This is a genomic window from Adlercreutzia mucosicola DSM 19490, assembly GCF_000422625.1.
GTDB lineage: Bacteria > Actinomycetota > Coriobacteriia > Coriobacteriales > Eggerthellaceae > Adlercreutzia > Adlercreutzia mucosicola.
The window spans coordinates 38,491-57,275 of sequence record NZ_AUGK01000007.1 but is presented as its reverse complement, the minus strand read 5'-3'; the positions used below and the strand labels follow the sequence as shown (position 1 = coordinate 57,275).

General features: G+C 65.8%; 19 protein-coding genes. 6 read left to right on the top strand and 13 right to left on the bottom strand.

Translation table 11 applies throughout. The features are described from left to right. Positions 1-20: 20 nt before the first annotated feature. Positions 21-1,106, bottom strand: coding sequence for a hypothetical protein (locus G503_RS15575; RefSeq protein ID WP_051190958.1), 1,086 nt, complete (start codon positions 1,104-1,106; stop codon positions 21-23). A gap of 498 nt (positions 1,107-1,604) precedes the next feature. On the opposite strand from G503_RS15575, the gene G503_RS0105355 reads away from it, so the two are divergent. The 3 genes from G503_RS0105355 to G503_RS0105345 all read left to right on the top strand — a co-directional run bounded on the left by G503_RS0105355 (position 1,605) and on the right by G503_RS0105345 (position 6,167). After that, on the top strand, positions 1,605-3,563 hold the full coding sequence (locus G503_RS0105355; RefSeq protein WP_028026768.1) for a fructose-bisphosphatase class III: 1,959 nt from the start codon (positions 1,605-1,607) through the stop codon (positions 3,561-3,563). Between the two features lie 348 nt (positions 3,564-3,911). Then, positions 3,912-4,478: a hypothetical protein gene (locus tag G503_RS0105350; RefSeq protein WP_028026767.1), complete on the top strand. Its 567-nt coding sequence runs from the start codon at positions 3,912-3,914 to the stop codon at positions 4,476-4,478. Positions 4,479-4,625: 147 nt separating this feature from the next. Beyond that, on the top strand, positions 4,626-6,167 hold the full coding sequence (locus G503_RS0105345; RefSeq protein ID WP_156891939.1) for an APC family permease: 1,542 nt from the start codon (positions 4,626-4,628) through the stop codon (positions 6,165-6,167). Between the two features lie 83 nt (positions 6,168-6,250). On the opposite strand, the gene G503_RS13870 is transcribed toward G503_RS0105345, so the two are convergent. The 10 genes from G503_RS13870 to G503_RS13865 all read right to left on the bottom strand — a co-directional run bounded on the left by G503_RS13870 (position 6,251) and on the right by G503_RS13865 (position 13,252). Next, positions 6,251-6,556: a ferritin family protein gene (locus G503_RS13870; RefSeq protein WP_016309456.1), complete on the bottom strand. Its 306-nt coding sequence runs from the start codon at positions 6,554-6,556 to the stop codon at positions 6,251-6,253. A gap of 153 nt (positions 6,557-6,709) precedes the next feature. Further along, entirely contained in the window at positions 6,710-7,240 is a 531-nt protein-coding gene (locus G503_RS0105335; RefSeq protein WP_028026765.1) for an adenine phosphoribosyltransferase, read from the bottom strand. 144 nt (positions 7,241-7,384) lie between these two features. Next, entirely contained in the window at positions 7,385-8,362 is a 978-nt protein-coding gene (msrB, locus tag G503_RS0105330; RefSeq protein ID WP_028026764.1) for a peptide-methionine (R)-S-oxide reductase MsrB, read from the bottom strand. Positions 8,363-8,426: 64 nt separating this feature from the next. Next, a complete protein-coding gene (locus G503_RS0105325) occupies positions 8,427-8,867 on the bottom strand; it encodes a GNAT family N-acetyltransferase (protein WP_028026763.1) in 441 nt (146 codons plus the stop codon). Positions 8,868-9,002: 135 nt separating this feature from the next. After that, positions 9,003-10,691, bottom strand: coding sequence for an FAD-dependent oxidoreductase (locus G503_RS0105320; RefSeq protein WP_028026762.1), 1,689 nt, complete (start codon positions 10,689-10,691; stop codon positions 9,003-9,005). Then, positions 10,692-11,012, bottom strand: coding sequence for a rhodanese-like domain-containing protein (locus G503_RS0105315; protein ID WP_028026761.1), 321 nt, complete (start codon positions 11,010-11,012; stop codon positions 10,692-10,694). It abuts the gene before it with no gap. Between the two features lie 10 nt (positions 11,013-11,022). Beyond that, positions 11,023-11,292 carry a DUF1905 domain-containing protein gene (locus tag G503_RS0105310; RefSeq protein WP_028026760.1) on the bottom strand — a complete coding sequence of 90 codons (270 nt, stop codon included), beginning with the start codon at positions 11,290-11,292 and terminating at the stop codon, positions 11,023-11,025. A gap of 131 nt (positions 11,293-11,423) precedes the next feature. Next, positions 11,424-11,987 carry a hypothetical protein gene (locus G503_RS0105305; protein ID WP_028026759.1) on the bottom strand — a complete coding sequence of 188 codons (564 nt, stop codon included), beginning with the start codon at positions 11,985-11,987 and terminating at the stop codon, positions 11,424-11,426. Between the two features lie 10 nt (positions 11,988-11,997). Next, entirely contained in the window at positions 11,998-12,198 is a 201-nt protein-coding gene (locus G503_RS0105300; protein ID WP_028026758.1) for a helix-turn-helix transcriptional regulator, read from the bottom strand. A 145-nt stretch (positions 12,199-12,343) separates the two neighbouring features. Then, positions 12,344-13,252 carry a Fic family protein gene (locus G503_RS13865; RefSeq protein WP_235715499.1) on the bottom strand — a complete coding sequence of 303 codons (909 nt, stop codon included), beginning with the start codon at positions 13,250-13,252 and terminating at the stop codon, positions 12,344-12,346. Between the two features lie 237 nt (positions 13,253-13,489). Between G503_RS13865 and G503_RS13860 the strand changes: the two genes are divergently transcribed. The 3 genes from G503_RS13860 (at position 13,490) to G503_RS0105280 (ending at position 16,008) form a co-directional block, all read left to right on the top strand. After that, positions 13,490-14,368 carry a Fic family protein gene (locus G503_RS13860; RefSeq protein ID WP_051190956.1) on the top strand — a complete coding sequence of 293 codons (879 nt, stop codon included), beginning with the start codon at positions 13,490-13,492 and terminating at the stop codon, positions 14,366-14,368. A gap of 189 nt (positions 14,369-14,557) precedes the next feature. Then, entirely contained in the window at positions 14,558-15,337 is a 780-nt protein-coding gene (locus G503_RS0105285; RefSeq protein ID WP_028026757.1) for a MerR family transcriptional regulator, read from the top strand. A 200-nt stretch (positions 15,338-15,537) separates the two neighbouring features. Then, complete coding sequence (locus tag G503_RS0105280) at positions 15,538-16,008, top strand: zinc ribbon domain-containing protein (protein WP_028026756.1); 471 nt, start codon at positions 15,538-15,540, stop codon at positions 16,006-16,008. Positions 16,009-16,101: 93 nt separating this feature from the next. Here the strand turns inward: G503_RS0105280 and G503_RS0105275 are convergent, their stop codons facing one another. Both G503_RS0105275 and G503_RS13855 read right to left on the bottom strand, forming a co-directional pair. Next, positions 16,102-17,802, bottom strand: coding sequence for a SulP family inorganic anion transporter (locus G503_RS0105275; RefSeq protein WP_028026755.1), 1,701 nt, complete (start codon positions 17,800-17,802; stop codon positions 16,102-16,104). A gap of 345 nt (positions 17,803-18,147) precedes the next feature. After that, a complete protein-coding gene (locus tag G503_RS13855; protein ID WP_084636303.1) occupies positions 18,148-18,591 on the bottom strand; it encodes a YbaN family protein in 444 nt (147 codons plus the stop codon). Positions 18,592-18,785 lie beyond the last annotated feature (194 nt).

Below are 18,785 nucleotides of genomic sequence, written 5' to 3'. Positions count from 1 at the left end.
TCCTCGCTCGCCGGCCTCGCTCACGCCCCTAGGCCGTGGCCGCCGTCCTTTTGGGAAAGACTTTCTCGATGATACCGACGCGCCTGTGCCCGAAGAGCCATGTGCTTCTGCAAATGGCCTTGCTTTCGCTTGCGCTTCGGTTTTCCGATGCGGCGTGCGGCATTGTCGAGCAGCGCAATACTCTGGGTCACATTGCGAAACTGGGGCGCCGTAACAGTCATCAACTCGATGCCGTCCATCGCAAGCGCATCGCGCTTGCGCGAATCGTGCGCGCGCCGATGCTCCGAGGCGTGGGCCTCCCGACCGTCGTACTCAATGAGAAAGCGGGCTTCGCGCCAATAGAAATCGCCGACCACGCGGTTGAGCCCCGTCGCGCGGCGCGCCGCACGGGAAAGAGCGATGGGCGCATTGAGAGACGCCGGCTCAACGCCCAGGCCCCCTCGCTGCACCGAGGTAAAGGCCGCTATGGCCAGCTCGGTCTCCATCGGCGAGCCAGACTTTGCACGCACCTGCCGCGCCGCAACGCGAGCCACCTTCACGCAACGTGCCTTCTCCATCTGAGCGCAGAAAGCAGCGAGCCTGGCTGGCGAGGTAAGCGGCCGTCGCATCAGTGCCGCCCCATCGGGACGGTCCAACGGATAGCAGCCGCACAGCTCATACCCCAAGGCAAGCAGCTCGCCAAAAGATAAAGAAGCCGCCATCTGGACGAACACAAGCTCTGGCGAGCAAATGAAGAGATGGGGAGCCACCCCAATGAAGGCGCCTCGGGGGTACACGAGGGCAGAGCGATGGCGAACGATCTTGCGTGAATTCCTCGTTCCTTCGCCGCGCTCGACCAGTACGTGAACGAGAGCGCCCTCTTCTTCCAGACATGCGCGCATCCACGCCTTGACCTCTGAATCGGCGACGTGGCACAGCAGGTTGCGAACATCCTCGTCGCTACTCGCGCAGGTTCGAAGCGCGGCCGTCGCGTCGTACAGACGGCCAGGGAAAAGCGAGCCGTCCGTCTTTCGCAGGTCGTGGAAAGCGCGCAGGGAAATGGCACGGCTTGCAGACCAAGCGCGCCAGAACATCAGAGCCGACCTATGACTGAGATACAAATTCATGGCGCACCACCATACCGTGTCCGAAAGCACATGGACAACGCACGGGCCAGGTCAACTGAATTTCCATTCATGAGCGGCGTGCGCAGAGATCGCCCCGCTTGCATGGTTGGGGGGCTCGGCGCTCCGCCAAAGCCCTCTCTCGCCGCCAATCACTTGCGGAAAGCGACCGAAATTACGTTTGGGCGAGGGCATCGCGCGCCGGAGAGCCATTTTCTAACGCAAAAGCTCGCTCAAACGTGATTTTTGTCGCTTTCCGCAAGAGCGCCCCTCGCCCAAACGTAATTTTGGTCGCATACCCGCCACAACGCGATGCGAGACGAACGCTCGCCATGCGGAAGGCTCAACCCCGCTCCGCGCCCCTCTCCCACAAAGCATGCCCCGAAGCGACCGCGCCGACCCCTGCGGGCTCCGCAGTTTCTGCGGCGACGAACGAGCTCGCGCGGGGGTCGGATACAATGGGGTCACGGAATCTCTGCGGTCCAACAAGGAGGATGATCTATGGACGCGCTTGAAACGACTTACCTGGAAGCTCTCTCGGAGCTGTACCCGACGGCCAGCGAGGCGGCCGAAGCGGCGGCGATGCTGGAAGGGGTGCTGGCCCTGCCCCGGGGCGCGGAGCTGTTCGCTTCGGACATCCACGGCGAGTACAACGCCTTCTCCCACCTGCTGCGCAACGGATCGGGCGCCGTGCGCACCCTCATCGCCGACACTTTCGGCGCTGGGCTGACCGCCGGGGAAGCAGCCGAGCTGGCCGCCGTAGTGGCCTATCCGGAAGAGAAGGCCCTCGGGGTTCTCGGCCGCACCACCAGCGACGAGGCCGCCGATGCCTGGCTCGCCGCTACCCTGAGCCGACTGGCGGCCCTGGCCCATGCTGCCGCCAGCCGCCACGGCCTGGCCGCGGTGCACGCCCTCATTCCCGCCGACTTCGGCGCCGTGGCCGCTGCGCTTTTGGCCGCCCAGGGCGTGGCTGCCAAGGCCGGCACCGCCGCAGCCCTCATCGAGGCCGCCATCGAGGGCGGCTACGGCGTCAACCTGGCCATCACCCTGGCCGAGCTGACCCGGCACCTCGTGGTGGACCAGCTGCACCTCATCGGCGACGTATACGACCGCGGCCCGGCGCCCCACCTCATCATGGACGAACTTTTGGACTACCCCGCCGTGGACGTGCAGTGGGGCAACCACGACATCCTGTGGATGGGCGCAGCCGCCGGCAGCCCCGGCAGCGTGGCCAACGTGGTGCGCATCTGCGCCCGCTACGGCAACCTGTCCATCCTGGAGGACGCCTACGGCATCAACCTGCGCCCCCTGGCCAGCTTCGCTGCCGAGGCCTACGCCGACGACCCCTGCGTCGCCTTCGCCCTCAAGGGCAACCCCGGCCTCTCGGCCGCCGAGACCGCGCTGACCGAGAAGATCCAGAAGGCCATGGCCGTCATCCAGTTCAAGGTGGAGGCGGCCCTCATCGCCGCGAACCCCTCCTTCGGCCTGGACGACCGCAACCTGCTGCACCGCATTGACCGCGAACGCGGCACCGTGGTAGTGGACGGCGTGGAATACGCTCTGACCGACACCGCCTTCCCCACGGTGGACTGGGACGACCCCTACCGCCTGACCGAGGGAGAGGCGGCCGTCATCGAGCAGCTCTGCGCCGCCTTCACCCGTTGCGAGCGCCTCCAGCGCCACATGGCCTTCTTCCTCGACCACGGCAGCCTGTACAAGATCGAGAACGGCAACCTGCTGCTGCACGCCTGCGTGCCCCTGGCTCCCGACGGGTCGCTGCTGGAAGTCACCCTGTTCGGCGAGACCTACCGGGGACGGGCCCTCTACGACATGGTGGACGCCTCGGTGCGCGCGGCCTTCCTCGCCACCGACGAGGAGGAGCGCGAGCGCGGCCTGGCCATGCTGTGGTACCTGTGGCTCGGCCCCGGCTCGCCCCTGTTCGCCAAGAGTAAGATGGCCACCTTCGAGCTGTACCTCATCGCCGACAAGGCCGCCCGCAAGGAGGTGAAGAACCCCTTCTACACGCTGCTGGACGACCCCGCGGTGGTAGATGGCATCTTCCGCGACTTCGGCATGGATCCGGCTACCTCGCGCATCATCTGCGGACACGTGCCGGTGAAAGCGAAAGACGGCGAGGACCCGGTGAAGGCCGCAGGGCGCGTGCTCACCATCGACGGTGGCTTCTCGAGCGCCTATCAGAAGACCACGGGCCTGGCCGGCTACACCCTGGTATCGAACGCCGAGGGCCTGTTCCTGGACGCGAACGAGCCGCTGACCTCGCGCGAGGCGGCCATTCAGGAGAATGCCGACATCATTGGCGCGCGGCGCGTGCTCGAGCGCTACGACGCCCCGCGCACCGTGGCCGACACCGACGAGGGTGCGGCCATCCGCCAGCGCATCGGCGACCTGCGCCGTCTCCAGGCGGCCTACGAGGCCGGCCTCATCCCCGAGGACGAGTAAGCGGGGAAGGCCGGCGGCGCAACGAGAGCCCTGCGGGGGACGGCCTTCGGACCGCTCGGAGTGGCCTCTGACGCACCAGTGCGCCATTGCACGGTGGGCGGGCTGAGGCCCGCCCCCGCAACCCTTTCCTCGCAGGCCGCCCCGCGCCCAGCGCTCCAGCACCCACCTTTTCGTGGCCTCTCTCAAGGGGCCACTTTTACATCAAAAGCCGCGCAAATCTATAGAATTCGGACTAAAATCGGACTATTGCGACTATTTCTTTCATCCTCCATATCGGCTATGGTAGAGGAGTCACCAACCCCCGATCAAACCTCCCTACGAACCCCGCTGTCGCCCTCAGGAGGAGAGATGAGCTACACCAAAATCTTCAACCGGCCCTACTTCGCCGTCCCGCCCGAGGCGCCCCAGGTCCAGCTGCTCCTCGACCGCCTGCCCCAGGTGGGCGCCCCGGCCTGGTACGGCGATGGGGCCGACGGCGCCACGCTCTTCAGCATCGCCGTCTACTTCGGCTCGCTCATCCTGCATCCCGACGGCGCGTCGCCTCGCGAAGATGCCCTGCGCGGTGGCCTCGGCTTCAATCCCGGCACCATCCTGCGCCTCGACTTCGCCTGTACCGCCGAGGCCACCTATCTGCTGCGCGCGGGCATCCCCGGCCACGCCCCTGAGCCCTTCACCGCCTTCGCGACCGATGCCCTGGCCGCCGCCGAAGCTGGCATCGCCGCCTTCCTCGACACCAGCTTGCGCACCGTTCTGCTCCACCGCTCCGTGCAAGACAGCGAAGCCAGCTTCCTCTTTCCCGACGAGGAGGTGATCTACGAGGGATTCCTCGGCGACGAGGGGCTGCCCCTGCGCCTGCAGCGCCTGGCCGACTCCCCCTTTGCCTTCGACAACACCATACTGGCCACCATTCTCTAGAGTTCCGACCGCCTTCTTGGGCAGTTGCCCAAGAAGGCTCCGCAAGCGCCCTGGCCCGCACCGCTGGAAATATCCTCTCGCAGAAGCACGGCAGATGGGCTACACTGCAATCCTTATGGCCCCAACACCTCGAGGAGGTGGTTTGCTTTGTCTGTCAAAAGTCAGCTGCCTGCCGGACAACAAGACTTGTTTCCGCCGCAGCCCCCCGATGGCACCATCGGAAACTTGCGCAAGACCAACATCAGCCCCTTGGGCATCGCATTTATGCTTTTCTGCCTGGTATCGGCCGGTGCTTTTGGCATCGAGGAAATCATCCCCGCCGCCGGTCCGGGCCTCACCCTTATTATCCTTATGGTGCTGCCCTTCGTGTGGGCGCGCCCCATCAGTCGGCTCGTGGCCGAAGCCAACGCCATCCTCCCGCGCGAGGGCGGCATCTACGCCTGGGCCAAGGAAACCTTCGGCGAGTTCTGGGGCTTTCAGGCCGGCTGGTGGACCTCCATGGACACCTACATCTCCTCCGGTGCCTACATCGCCATGGTGGGCGGCTACACTTCCCAGCTGCTGTCTTTGAACGACGAGGGCACCTTCGTGGTGAAACTGCTGGTCGTGGCCTGCTTCACCGTGGTGAACCTCGTGGGCCTGCTGGAAGTGGAGCGCATCAGCTCGTTTTTCTCCATCCTCATTCTCGTCGTGTTCGGCATGGCCGTGGTCTTCGGCTTCATGAACTGGCAGACCAATCCCTTCGACCCCATCTTCGCCGCCCCCGAGGCGCCCATGGGGTGTTTGGTGGAATCCCTCAGCATCGGCATCTGGATGTACTGCGGCTACGAGTGTATCGCCGCCATGTCCGGGGAATACGAGGACTCTCGCAACGTGGCCAAGGGCTTCCGCATCGCCCTGCCGCTCATCGCCCTGTCCTACATCCTGCCCACCTTGGCCTGCCTGGCCGCCTACCCGGCCGGCTCGTGGACCGAATGGGGCATCGACGGCGGCTTCTCGGCCGATGTGCTCGGCTACGGCACCATCTTCTCTGCGGTGCTCGGCCATTCCGGCGTGGTGCTGTTCCTCGTCATCGCCATCATGAGCCAGTGCACCATCTACAATACCTACCTGGCCAGCGGTTCCCGCAGCTTCTGGGTGCTGTCGGAAGACAACCTGTTCCCCAAGTTCATCCGCAAGGTGGACAAGTCGGGCCGCAGCCCCTTCGTCGGCGTGCTCACCATCGCTGCCTCATCGCTTGTCTTCTCGCAGTTCGACTTCACCACGATCATCGAGATGAACATCATCTTCATCCTGGCCCGCTATATGTTCCTCGGCTTCATCGTGATGCGCCTGCGCAAAATGTACCCCGTGGAAAACCGTCCCGCCGACATGTACGTCATCGGCGGCGGAAAGGTGGGCGTGCGCCTGTACTCGGCTTTGGCCTTCGGCATCGCCACCTTCACCCTGTGCCTGAACCCCGTGGGCGACTTCTTCGCCACCGTGGTGTTTCTCGCCTCGGGCGTGGTGGCCTACATTATCTTTAAGAAGGTGTACGGCGGACTGACCCGCGACAACCCCGAGAAGCACCCCGTTGACCCGCGCACAGGCCTCGCGGTGGGCGACACACGCCGCATCCTGCTGTTCGCAGCGATCATCGTAGGGTTATTCATACTGAACGTGGCTTTGAACCTGCTGTTTTTAGGGTAGGAGAACTCCGAGCACGAAAAGCGGGCCGGTCCTCGTGGGAAAGCGGCCCGCTTGCATGATGACGACTTGGGATGGCGCGGCGCCTACTTGCCCTTCTTGTCGCCGAGCAGCTCGCGCACTTCCTCGCGGCCCTCGTCGTGCAGGCCCTTCTCGTCGGGGCACAGACGCTCCAGCAGCTCCAACAGCTCGCCCATATGCTCGCGCTCCTCGTCGCGGATGTCGGAGAGCACCTTGATGGCGTCCTTGTTGTCAGTGGCGAGAATGTGGGCATCGTACTCGTGGATGGCCTCCAGCTCGCCCACCAGATCCTGGCGGATGGCGTTGGCCAGCTCGCGGTCGGTCAGCTTGCGCGGGACTTCCATGACGAAGGGGTTCGAAAGAATTGCCATAATGCGTCACTCCTTAACTCGCAGGGCCAGGCGATGCGAAGGCACCGCCCCTCGACCCGACCATAATATCGGAGCGCGCAGTCACTTGCCGACCCGTCTCGTCACCTTACACCGACCCGTTGACGCCGCGCCACCGGCCGATTACGTTCGCAGCTAGCCCTCCACGGCTATAAGCGAGAACACCTCGGCATCGGTTTCCTCGGCGATCACGGCACGGGGGCTCAGAAAGGCCAGCTCCATGACGAAGCCGAGGCCCGCCAGATGCGCGCCGCTCGCGCGTATGAGGCGCACCATGGCCGTGGTGGTGCCGCCCGTGGCCACCAAATCGTCCACGATGAGCACCACGTCGTCAGGCGTCAGCGCGTCGGCGTGAATCTCCAGCACATCGGTGCCGTACTCCAGCACATAGGATTCGCGCAACGTCGTACGCGGGAGCTTGCCCGGCTTGCGGCAGGGCACGAAGCCAGCTCCCAAGCGCAAGGCCACCGCCGCGCCCACAATGAAGCCGCGGGCCTCGGCGCCCACCACCTTGGTGATGCCGGCATCGGCGAAGTGCGCGGCCAAATCGTCCGCCATGGCGGCGAAGGCCGCGCCGTCCGCGAAGGCCGGCGTGAGGTCTTGGAACACGATACCCGGCTTCGGATAGTCGGGAATGGGCACGATGAGCTCTTCGTAGGGGCGCATGAAGCTTCCTTTCTCATTCGCAATCGAAACTTCCCCATTGTCGCACACGAGCCGCACCCCGAGCACCGGGCCACCAAGCCGTAACGCAAGCTTCGCCCGAGACGGCCCCGATGCACACCGCCAACTTGCCCCTGTTGCCTCTACCTATTGAGACACGACATCGCGCAGGTAGCCGTAGCCTTCAGCTTCTAGCTTGTCGGCGGGAATGAAGCGGAGGGCGCTTCCGTTTATACAGTAGCGTTGGCCACCCAGTTCAACTGGCCCATCTGCGAAGACGTGGCCCAGATGGCTGTCTCCGACAGCGCTGCGCACCTCCACGCGGGGCATGCCGGAGATAGACTCGTCCACCGACTCCTTGACGACGCTTTCAGCCAGCGGACGCGAGAACGACGGCCAGCCGCAGCCGGCGTCGAACTTATCCCGTGCGCTGAACAGCGGCTCGCCGGTGACCACATCCACGTAGATGCCGTCCTCAAACTGCTGGTCGTAGGGGTGCGCATGGGGCCTATCCGTGGCCGCCTCCTGGGTCACCTCGAAGGCCTCGGGCGTCAGTGAGTCGCGTATCTCCTCGTCGGAAGGCCGCGTATAACCCCGGTCGGCGATGGCGAAGTCCGCGGCGTGCTCTTCCACGAAAACGCGGGCGTCGGCGAGGTTCACATGGCAGTAGCCGAAGGGATTGCGGCCTAAGTAGTCTTGGTGATAGGCCTCGGCGGGAGAGAAGTTGGCGAGCGGGGCAGCCTCAATGCGCGGGTTCTTGCCGCTGGTGCGTGCGAGACTCACCAGCGCCGAGATCGCGGCGGCCCGGTCTGCGTCGTCGATCCAGTAGATGCCCGTACGGTACTGGGTGCCGCGGTCGTTGCCCTGGCGGTTCAGCGAGAAGGGATCCACCGTGCGCAGGTAGGCCGCCAGAAGCAGAGGCAACGGCAGCACATCGGCATCGTAAGTAACGCGCACGGCCTCGGCCGCGCCCGTCTCGCCGGAGCACACCTCCTCGTAGCTGGGGTCGGCCACGGCGCTGTTCGCGTAACCGACCTCGGTTTCCAGAACGCCGGGGATGCGCTTCAGGTAGGCCTCGGTACCCCAAAAGCAGCCTCCGGCCAAGTATATCTCGCGCTGGTTCATGGTATCTCCCTTCTCGCCCGCACAGACCGCCCCAGCATATCCCGAGTCGCCCCGGCCGGATAGGTTAGCGCGTCAGGCGCATCTCGATATGGGGAATGCCGCCGTCGTCGAACTCGTCGGAGGTCTGCCTGAAGCCGAGCTTCTCGTAGAAGCCGCGGGCCTGCACCTGGGCCTCGATGGTGATGACGTCGGCGCCCAGCTCACTTTGGGCCACGCGGATGGCCTCCTCCATGATGCGACGCCCCGCGCCCATGCCGCGCTGGACGGCGATGACGCGGCCGATGGAGGCCGTGGGATGGGTCACGCCGGCCGGCAGCACCCGGGCATAGGCCGCAAGCGCGCCGTCCCCGTCGCGCAGCCACAGGTGCAGCGCCTCCTTGTCGGCGTCGTCCACTTCCTGGTAGGGGCTCTGCTGCTCCACGACGAACACCGCACAGCGCAGTTTCAGCATCTCGTGATATTCGTCCAGGCTCAGCTCGTGAAAACGCTTGACGGTCAATGCCATGCCAGTCTCCTTAGTTGCCGCGGTGCGCCCCGTCTTCGAGGCGCACCTCTTTTCGCGCAGGGGCCCGTCGCCCCTCTCTTTTTCCCTTCTCGCCCCGAAGCAATCCAGGACCCATCCGAAGCGGGCGCTCAGTCCCTAACGCTCGGCGCCGCAGGGGCGGGCGCAGCGCACCGGCTCCCCGTCGGCAACCACCACGCGGTAGAAGCCGTAGCCGCCGCGGAAATTGTAGGCGTCGAAGCCGTGCTGGGCCAGCATGCGGCAGGCCACGTAGCTGCGCAGACCCGACTGGCACGTCACGTAGACCGGCGCTGAGGCCGGCAGCTCGCCCAGGCGGTCGCGCAGCTCATCCAGAGGAATGTGCACGAACCCGTCGATGTGGCCCCGATCCCATTCTGCTCCCGTGCGCACGTCGAGCAGCGTGGCACCGGCCGAGCGCAGGGCGGGAATCTCGTCGTAGCCAGCCTGCTTCATCAGGCCGGCGGCCACGTTCTCGATCATGAAGCCGGCCATGTTCACGGGGTCCTTGGCCGAGGAATAGGGCGGCGCGTAGGCCAGGTCCAGATCTTTCAGGCGCGCTCCATCGGCTCCCAGCTGCATGGCGCAGGCCAGAACGTCGATGCGCTTGTCTGCCCCCTCGGCCCCCACGATCTGGGCGCCGAGCAGCCGCAGCGTGCCCCTCTCGAACACCACCTTCATGGTCAGGGGGCGTGCGCCGGGGTAGTAGCCGGCATGGGAGCCGGGCGACAGGATAACCGCGTCGCAATCGTAGCCCTGGGTGCGGGCGGCCGCCTCGTTCAGACCCGTGGACGCCACGGTGAGATCGAACACCTTGATGACCGACGAGCCCCAGGAGCCGCCATAGCGGCTGTTAAGACCGCAGATGACATCGGCGGCGATGCGCCCCTGCTTGTTGGCGGGGCCGGCCAAGGCCACGAGCGCCTTCTTTCCCGTCACGCCGTGAGTCACCTCCACGGCATCGCCCACGGCGAAGATGTCCGGATCAGAGGTGCGCATGGACGCGTCGGCGGCAATACTGCCGCGCTGGCCGAGGGCGAGCCCCGCCTCGGCGGCCAGGTGCGCCTCGGGCGCCACGCCGATGGCGAGCACCACCAGATCGACCGGCAGCGCCTCGCCGTCGCCGAGGCGCACGACAAGACCGCAGGCGTCCTCGTCCACCGCCTCCAGCGAGCCGCCGAGCACGAGACGCACCCCATGAGCGCGCATCTCAGCGTGCACGAAGGCGGCCATGTCGGCGTCCAGGGGCTTCAGCAGCTGCGCGGGTCGCTGCACGAGCGTGGTTTCCACGCCCATCTCCACCAAGTTCTCGGCGGCCTCGATGCCGATGAAGCCGCCGCCGACTACCACGGCCCGGCGCGGCGTCTTCTCGGTCACAAACGCACGCAGAGCCAGGGCGTCCTCTACCGTGCGCAAGGTGAACACCCGCGGCGAATCCAGCGACACGGCCGCCGGCACCACCGGAGCGGCCCCCGGCGCCAAGATGAGCTTGTCGTAGGGCTCCTCGTAGATGCGGCCCGTCTCCGCCTCGCGCACCGAGACCGTCTTCGCCTCCCGGTTGATGGCGGTCACCTCGCTGCCCACGCGCACGTCGATGTTGAAGCGCTCGCGGAAGCGCTCCGGCGTCTGCAGCGTCAGCTCGGCGCGGTCGGCGATGACACCGCCCACGTAGTAGGGCAGCCCGCAGTTCGCGTAGGACACGTAGCCCGTGCGCTCCAACATGACGATCTCGGCGCTCTCGTCCAGCCGACGCAGCCGCGCCGCCGCGCTCGCGCCGCCGGCCACGCCCCCGATAATGACGACCTTCATCTAGCGCTCCACCTCCCCGTTCCAGCTCCCAATACCGCCGATATTGCGCACATCGCCGTAGCCCGCTCGCTTCAGGGCCGCCGCGGCCTGGGCGCTGCGACCGCCGCTCAGGCAGTACACGAACAGTGGCGTGGCCGCCTCGGGCACCGCTGCCGCTATGGAGCCGATCTGTTGCAGCGGCACGTTCACCGCGCCGGGGATATGGCCGTCGGCAAACTCCGCCGGCGTGCGCACGTCGATGAGCTTCGCCCCCAGCGTCTCACGGAACTCCCGCACCCCGGCGTTGATGTCGGCCGGCCTCAAGCTGTCAAACAATCCCATGGCTTCCCCTTCAGGCTCGCTCGCGAACAGTCACGTGCACCGTATCGCCGGGCTGCTTCCCCACGGCCGCGCGGATGTCCTTCCGCACGCCGATGATGTGGCCGGGCGTTCCCATGCGCACGAGGCTTCCATCATAGGGCACGCCGTCGAAGGTAGCGTGCACCTTCACCCGTCCGCGCCCGAATTCTTCCCGAACGTCGTAGGGAAACTCCACATAAGCCCCGTCGATGTCGGGCACCTTCTTCAATTCCACCTCGAATTCGTAGGTTTTCTCATTCATCGGGACGCCCTCCTATCGCACGCGGGGCCTTGCCGTCGCCAGCTCCGGCAAGAGCCTGTCTGCCAGATTCGAGCACCTTTGCAGCAGGGCACATAGTATCTCAGAGAGGCGCGGCCCCTTGCCCTTCTCCCCTAGTCGTCCAGCTCGCGCTCAAGCTCTTGGCGGCGCTTGATGGCGGAGTGGAACTGCAGGCCGACAAACCCCATGGCGAGTCCGAAGCCCATGACGAAGTAGACGACGCCCATGGCCACGTCCCCCGCCCAGGTCACGTTCTCCACCCCGACGATCTGCACCTCGGCCGCAATGCGCAGCCCCGTCGTGAGCACGAAGAGCAGCGCGCCGGTCAGAACGGACAGCACCGCCACGTAGTCCCACGGCACCTTGTCCACCGTGGCCAGGCGCATGCGGTCGCTCGTGATGCCGCTTCTCGTCTCCAGATACAGCGACACGAAACACGCCACGACGATGACCCCGAACTGCAGCTGGATGGGGTCCACCAGCCTCTCCCCCACCGCCGTGGCCAGCGCGGTGTCGGTGGTAAGGGCCACCTGATCGAGCATTATCCCGTAGTAGCAGCAGATGACCGAGCCGAAGAGCAGGATCATGAAGCCCACCTTGGCGCAGCGGTTGCTCACGGCCTCGAGGCGCTCGTCCTTCGGCCCCATGTACTCGTTCCAGCGTTTCACGAGGTTCATACGACCCCTCCTATTCCCAAAACAAATCGTTCAGCGTTTTGCCGAGCGCGACGCAGATGGCTCGGCAGAGCTTCAGGCTGGGGTTGTAGCGCCCCGCTTCGATGAGCCCGATGGTCTGTCGCGTGGCTCCCACGCGACAGGCCAAATCCGATTGCGACAGCCCCGCCTCCATGCGGGCCGTCTTCATGCGCAAGTTCTTCTCGCCTTCCAAACCGCTCCTTCCCTCGCGTCGATTGATGCAAGATATATCTTCCATTTGCAAAGTATATATTACATCCAGAAGATGTCAAGGGAAAATGAGAGCGACCTATGCCGCCAAGGTGAGAGCGAGAGAGTGCTTTAAGGGAGGCGGCGATTCACGCCAATTTCGAGGTATCGAGCGCCTTAGCGGGGTCGACGTTGCGCAAGAGCGCGGGGTTCTCGAACAGCGGCAGGCACATGAGCTCCTCGCGATCGAAGGAGGCCGGTCCGCGTCCGAGCAGGCTCTCGTAGAACTTCACCAGAAACGCCTCGTCGGGGAAGATACCCGCGGGAACGTTGCGGTACATGGCCCGCACGAGGGCATCGCGGAAATAGCGGGCATGGTGCTCGAAGGGCTCGTTGGACACATCGAAGCCGAGCTGGTTCAGATAGAGCGCCGAGAACACGGCGACGGTGCGCGTGTTGCCCTCGTAGAACGGGTGAATCTGCCAGATAAAGGCGATACTGTGGCAGAAACCGGCCAGCTCGTCTTTCGCAAGGGCGCCGTAGGACTTCGCCTGCTCCGTCGCGAAGACGCCCTTGAGCGCCATCTCGTAGGCCAGCGGATCGGCATAGAGCACGCTGTCGCCGTTGAGGATGTCCTCCTGCTTGACCATGCGCTCGGTCTTGAACTCGCCGGGGTGGTACACCGCCGCATCGAGGTCTTGGAACAGGTAGCGGTGAATTTCCGGAAGCATCTCGGGCGCCAGGTAGAAGGGGGATGCCGCCAGCAGCTCGGCGATGCGCTGGCCGACCAGATCGGCCTCGAGAGACGCCTCATCGTGGCCCGCGGCATGATGGGCCCGCACCAGCTCGCCCGTTTCGGCCAGCGTGCGCGCGCCGGCGATGTAGTCATCGGCCACCCGGCGCACGTAGGGAGAAACCTCCAGGCCGTCCGCCGCCTGCAGCCCGATGGCCACGGCCCAGTAGTGGCGCCGCGCCGCCTCCGACTCGTGCGCACAAGCCGACTCGTATGCAAAGCCGTCCAAGCCCTCGGCCGTCATGCCGCGCCACCGCCTTTCCACACCGCCGTCATTTCCGCAGCCCATTGTATACCACAAGCTGACCGCAAAGGCCGTCAGGCGACGCGGGCCGCGCGTCCGGAAGACTGCTTGCAAGCCACAAGCGCTCTCGTTTCGCCTTCGGAGCCTTATCGACAACGGCGATAAACGAGCGATCCCAGCAAAAGCCCGTTGCGCCAGAGAGACACCGCGCCGTAAGCTATACTTACGCTTGCGAAGTCCCGCGAGAGGAGGTGCGCTGTGGAAGATACCTACGGCTACGAACGCTACGAGGAGCCCTACGACTACGCGACGCGCGACAGGCGCGTGCGCATCGCGCGGGGCTTACAGGTCGTGGACGGGCTCACCACCAGCGCCGCCTTCGACGAACCGGCGCAGCGCTATGTGGAAGGTGAAATCAGCGCCGAGAACCTGCGCGACATCGTCGACAACTACTACGAGCAGAAGGTCGGCCGGGCCATCGACCGTACCTCCCAGCAAGCCGACCTGGTGAGCGCCCGCATCTGCGACCTTCTGGATTCCAACGGCTTCACCATGGCGCCGCCCACCCTGCGCACCATTCACGGACGCCTTTTCCGCGGGCTGATGGAAGATGCACGCTACGAGGAGCACTACCGCGACTACAATTTCTCGAAGCGCGAGTTCGTCCTCGCCCGCGAATCGGTAGAATACGGCGATTTCGAGACACTGGAGGAGGATCTCGCCGGAGCCTTCGCCACCTTCGCGCCCGGGGCCTATACCGCCGACGATCCATGGCCCTACATACGGTCGATCAGCGCCTTCATCACGCGCATCTGGCAGATTCACCCCTTCGCCGAGGGAAACACGCGCACCGTGGCCGTCTTTCTGCAGAAGCTGCTGCAGAACCACGGGTTTTCCTGCGGAAACGAGGCGTTCGAGCACTATTCGCTCCACTTCCGCAATGCGCTCGTGCGGGCAAGCTACCGCAACGTGCCCATAGGTGTGACACCCGACGACAGCTTCATCAACGAGTTCGTGGCCTGCCTGCTCCAAGACCGGTCCTTCCCCTACCGCAACCGCGATATGGCCGCCGCCGCGCTGTTCCGCGCCAAGGGGCTCATCCCGCCCCAAGAGGAGGGTCCATCGCTCATCGGATAAGGAGGCAGAGGAGCGATCAGGCGGAACCGATTCCGGTTCACGGCCTCGCCTTCGTAACACGGCCAGAGAACCGCGACATTCCGCGCCGCTGCGCGCCCGCGCCATCCCCGCGCGAACCTGCGAGCTTGACCTTCCCGTTGCGTGAAGGTTCATACTGGCGCCGTCGGAGAAACCTGAAGGGAGCATACCGTGAAAGAGCGGCCCAGGACCATCGGCGAAGTATCCCGCGCCTCGGGCGTGAGCCCGCGCACGCTGCGCTACTACGAGGAGCGCGGCCTTCTGCGCCCGGCGCGCACCGAGGCGGGCTATCGCCTGTACACGGCCGCCGACGAGCGTCGACTCGCCCACATCATGGCGATGCGGTCCTGCGGCCTTCCGCTGACCGCCATCGAGCACATCATGGGCGATGACGAGCCGAACATCCACGGCGCTCTCCTCAAGCACCTCCGCACCCTGCGCGCACAGGAGAAATCGCTGGACGCCGCCCTGCACCGGACACAGGCGGCCCTACACGCTATCGAAGGGATTACGAACATGAGCACCGAAGACGCATTCGAGAAGTTGAAGCAGCAGGGCCTTGAGAGCTTCGAGGAAACCTACGGCCGCGAGGCCCGCGAGCGCTACGGCAACGCCGTCATCGACGCTACCAACGAGCGCATGATGGCCCTCACCCGCGACGAGTGGGACGCCAAGGAGCTGCTGGAGGAGTCCATCAAGGTGCAGCTGCGCCTGGCTCTGGCCGGAAACGACCCCGCCTCGGAGGAGGCAGCCGAGCTCGCCCGCATGCACGAGCGCTGGATTGCCATCCACTGGGGCCCGGGTTACGGAAAAGACGAGTACCTCGGCCTCGTGCGCGGATACCTGGCCGACCCGCGCTTCACCGCTTACTACGACGATGCCGCGGGCTCCGGCGCCACCGCCTTCCTCGTGAAGGCCGTGGAGGTCTACCAGGGCGGTGCCGAAGGCTAGTCTCTGGCGCAGAACCGAAGCAGGGCGGCGGTGGCCAGCCGGTCGGCGCCGCCCCTGCCCGACGCGCCCGCTCCCGCGCACCCCGCGCAACAGCCCGTTGCTTTACGGAAGGCGGTGCGGCGTGGTTCAATGAGGTTGCGAGAGACCGCGAGACCACCGCTTGCGCGCAACTGCGCGAGCCTTGAGAAAGGGAGGCCGCCATGGCCCTGAAGGACAAACTGCCCGAGCTGCGCGAGCGGGCCGGGTTCACCCAGCAGACGCTGGCTGAAAAACTGTTCGTGACCCGCCAGGCAATATCGCGCTGGGAAACCGGCGAGACCACTCCCGGCATCGACATGACGAAGCTTCTGGCCATCACCCTGGACGTGCCCATCGCCGAGCTCTTGGAAATGCCGCCGACGGGTCACTTCTGCCAAGCCTGCGGCATGTACCTCACCCGCGATGAAGACCGAGCGCCCCTGCCCGACGGCACCTTCGCCGAGGACTGGTGCCAATGGTGCGGCAACGAGGCTGCGAACACCGAGGGCATGACCGTCGACGACATGATCGAGCTATGCGCCCCGCATATGGTGGAGTCGGGAGCCTTCGCCACCCGCGACGAGGCGGTGTCTCTGCTCGGCGCCGTGCTCCCCCAGCTCAAGCGCTGGCGCACCGAGCCCGCGAGCGAATAGAACCAGGTCGCCGTGCCATCTCGGCCCCCGCAGGCGTCGAGATGGCACGCGATCCGCCCGCGAATGAAAGCCCGCGCGACCCCAACCGGGGCCTCAGGCCGACGGAGGGGCCGGCCTACCGCCGCGGCCGTCCCGCCCCAGCAGGTCGCGGGCGTGGGCGATGGCGTCGTCGATGCAGGTGCGGAAGTGCTCCTCCCCTACCAGGTCGACGAAGCCGGCGCGGCGCATGGTCTTCATAGGCTGCTCGTTCACGTGGGAGAAGATGAGGCTGACGCCATGGGCGCTGCAGTACTCGTAGAGGTTCTCCAGGGCGTTCATGCCCGTGGCGTCCAGCGAGGGCACGCCGCGCATGCGGATGATCAGGTAGCGGGTGAAGTCCTTCACCGAGATGTCGGCGATGCGCTCGGTCATGCCGAAGAACATCGGCCCGTTGATCTCGTACACGCGCACGCTTTTCGGCAGCTCGCGCAAATGGGTGACCTCGGAGTTCTCGTCGCCGTAGTACTTCCAGCCCTTCACCTCGGTCTCCTCGCTCACCATCTTCATGAACAGCACCATGGTGATGAGCATGCCCGCGGCAATGGCGATCACCAGATCAAAGACGATGGTCAGCGCGAAGGTGAGCAGCAGCGTGGCCACGGCCCCCTTCGACGCCGTCTGGCACAGGTGCGCGAAGTTGCGCCAGCCGCACATGTTGTAGGCCACGTGCAGCAGGATGGCCGCGATGGCGGGCATGGGAATGAGCGCCGCATAGGGCATGAGGAAGGCGAGCACGGCCACGAGCACGAGCGCGTGCACCATGCCGGCGATGGGCGTGCGGCCGCCGGCCTTCACGTTCGCGGCCGTGCGGGCGATGGCGCCGGTGGCCGGAATGCCGCCGAAGAGCACCGACGCGATGTTGCCGATGCCCTGGGCCACCAGCTCGTCGTTGGCACGGTGATGGGAGCTGATCATGGAGTCGGCCACCACGCAGGACAGAAGCGACTCGATGGCAGCCAGGATGGCGATGGTGGCGCCGTTGGCCAGCTGGTCGCGGAACAGCGCGAAGCTGAGCTGGGGCAGGTGGAACTCGGGCAGGCCGCTGTTGATGGCGTAGAGGTCGCCGATGGTGAGCACATCCAAATCGAAGCCGCTCACGAGCGCGACGCCCGCGAACAGCGCCATAAGCGAGCTGGGAACCCGCGGCACCAGGCGCGGCCACAGGAACAGCACGGCCAGGCAGACAAGGCCCACGATGCAGGCCTGGGCGTTCACCGTGGCGATGTTGCCGGCCAGCGCCGCCACCTTGTCCACGGTCTCCACCGTCGCAGTGCCGGCGGGATAGGTCAGGCCGAGGAAGTCCTTCAGCTGACCGATGGCAAGCGTCACGGCAATGCCCGCCGTGAAGCCCGTGGTGATGGTGAAGGGCACGAAGCGGATGACGGCGCCCAGCTTGAACAGGCCCATGAGGATGAGCAGGATGCCGGCGATGATGGTGGCCGCGATGAGGCCGTCCATGCCGTCGGTGGCCACGATGCCCGCCACAATGGTGGCGAAGGCCGCTGTGGGGCCCGAGATCTGCACGCGGCTGCCGCCGAGAAACGCGATGAGAAAGCCCGCCACGATGGCAGTGTAGAGACCCTGCTCGGGCGACACCCCCGAGGCGATGCCCAGGGCGATGGACAGCGGCAGGGCCACGATGGCCACCACGATGCCGGCCACGATGTCGCGGGGAATTTGCCGCTTAAGCTCCTCGGGGCTGGAATGCTTGATGATGCTGAAGAGAATCGGCTTGATCTTGTCGCGCTGCTGCATAGTTCGGGGAATCGGCTCCTTGGGTCGTGGCGGTGTCGGATGGGGCTCGGCGACTCGGCAGCTGCGCCGTCGACTCGTCGGCCCGGCGGCTCGGGCAGATGGCCGCGGCCGCGCGCCTCTTCCCGAGCCAACGGCACAGCACCGCCCCAAGACCCGGGCGGCCCGCTCAACTATGAGTCATTGAATCAGCAAGAAAGCGCAAGGCGGGATTGTACGCCCGCCTTGCGGCGCGCACAAGGCGAGGCGGCAAGCCAGCGGGGGAACGGTCGGCAGCGCCCGTGGGAGCCCGGCCGCTCGCACGCGAACCGGGGAGGCATCGGCCGACGCACCCCGAGGGGCCGATCGCTACTCCCCCGCGCCGACCGGGGCCATCTCGTCGGAGGGCGCGCCTTGGGCCAGACGAGCCTCGCCGCAACGGCGCGCCTCGTCCACCGAGACGGTCTTGATGCGGAAGGCGAAGTACCAAATCTCGAAGAGCACGAGGAAGATGAGGCCCGCCTTGGCCCAGGGCGAGGGCAGCACAACGGCGAGCACGGACATGATGACGACGCCGGGCGCCATGCATAGCAGCTTGCTGCGCAGGGTCATCTGCCGGTTCTCCATGAAATTGGCCAGATAGCGCTTGTAGAGGCGCGTGCCGTGGAACCAGTCGTCGAGCCGCTTGGAGCTGCGCAGGAAGAAGAAGGATGCCAGCAGGAGGAACGGCGTGGTCGGCAGCACGGGCAGCACGGCACCCAGGGCGCCCAGCCCGAAGAACAGCAGGCCCAAGGCCCCGTTGATGATGCGCATGCGAACCTCCTTCACGCGACGGCGCCCAAGACGCCGTACCCTACGGTGACCCATGATACAGCCCGCCCGGGCCCGCCGGCATCCCCCATGCGGGCTATTCGGTCACAGATCGCCTCAGGCGGGGCGCCTGGTTTCAATACGCAATCAAATCCCAGGACGGCGCCTGCCGGCCGCTATACTTTCCCGGAAACCCC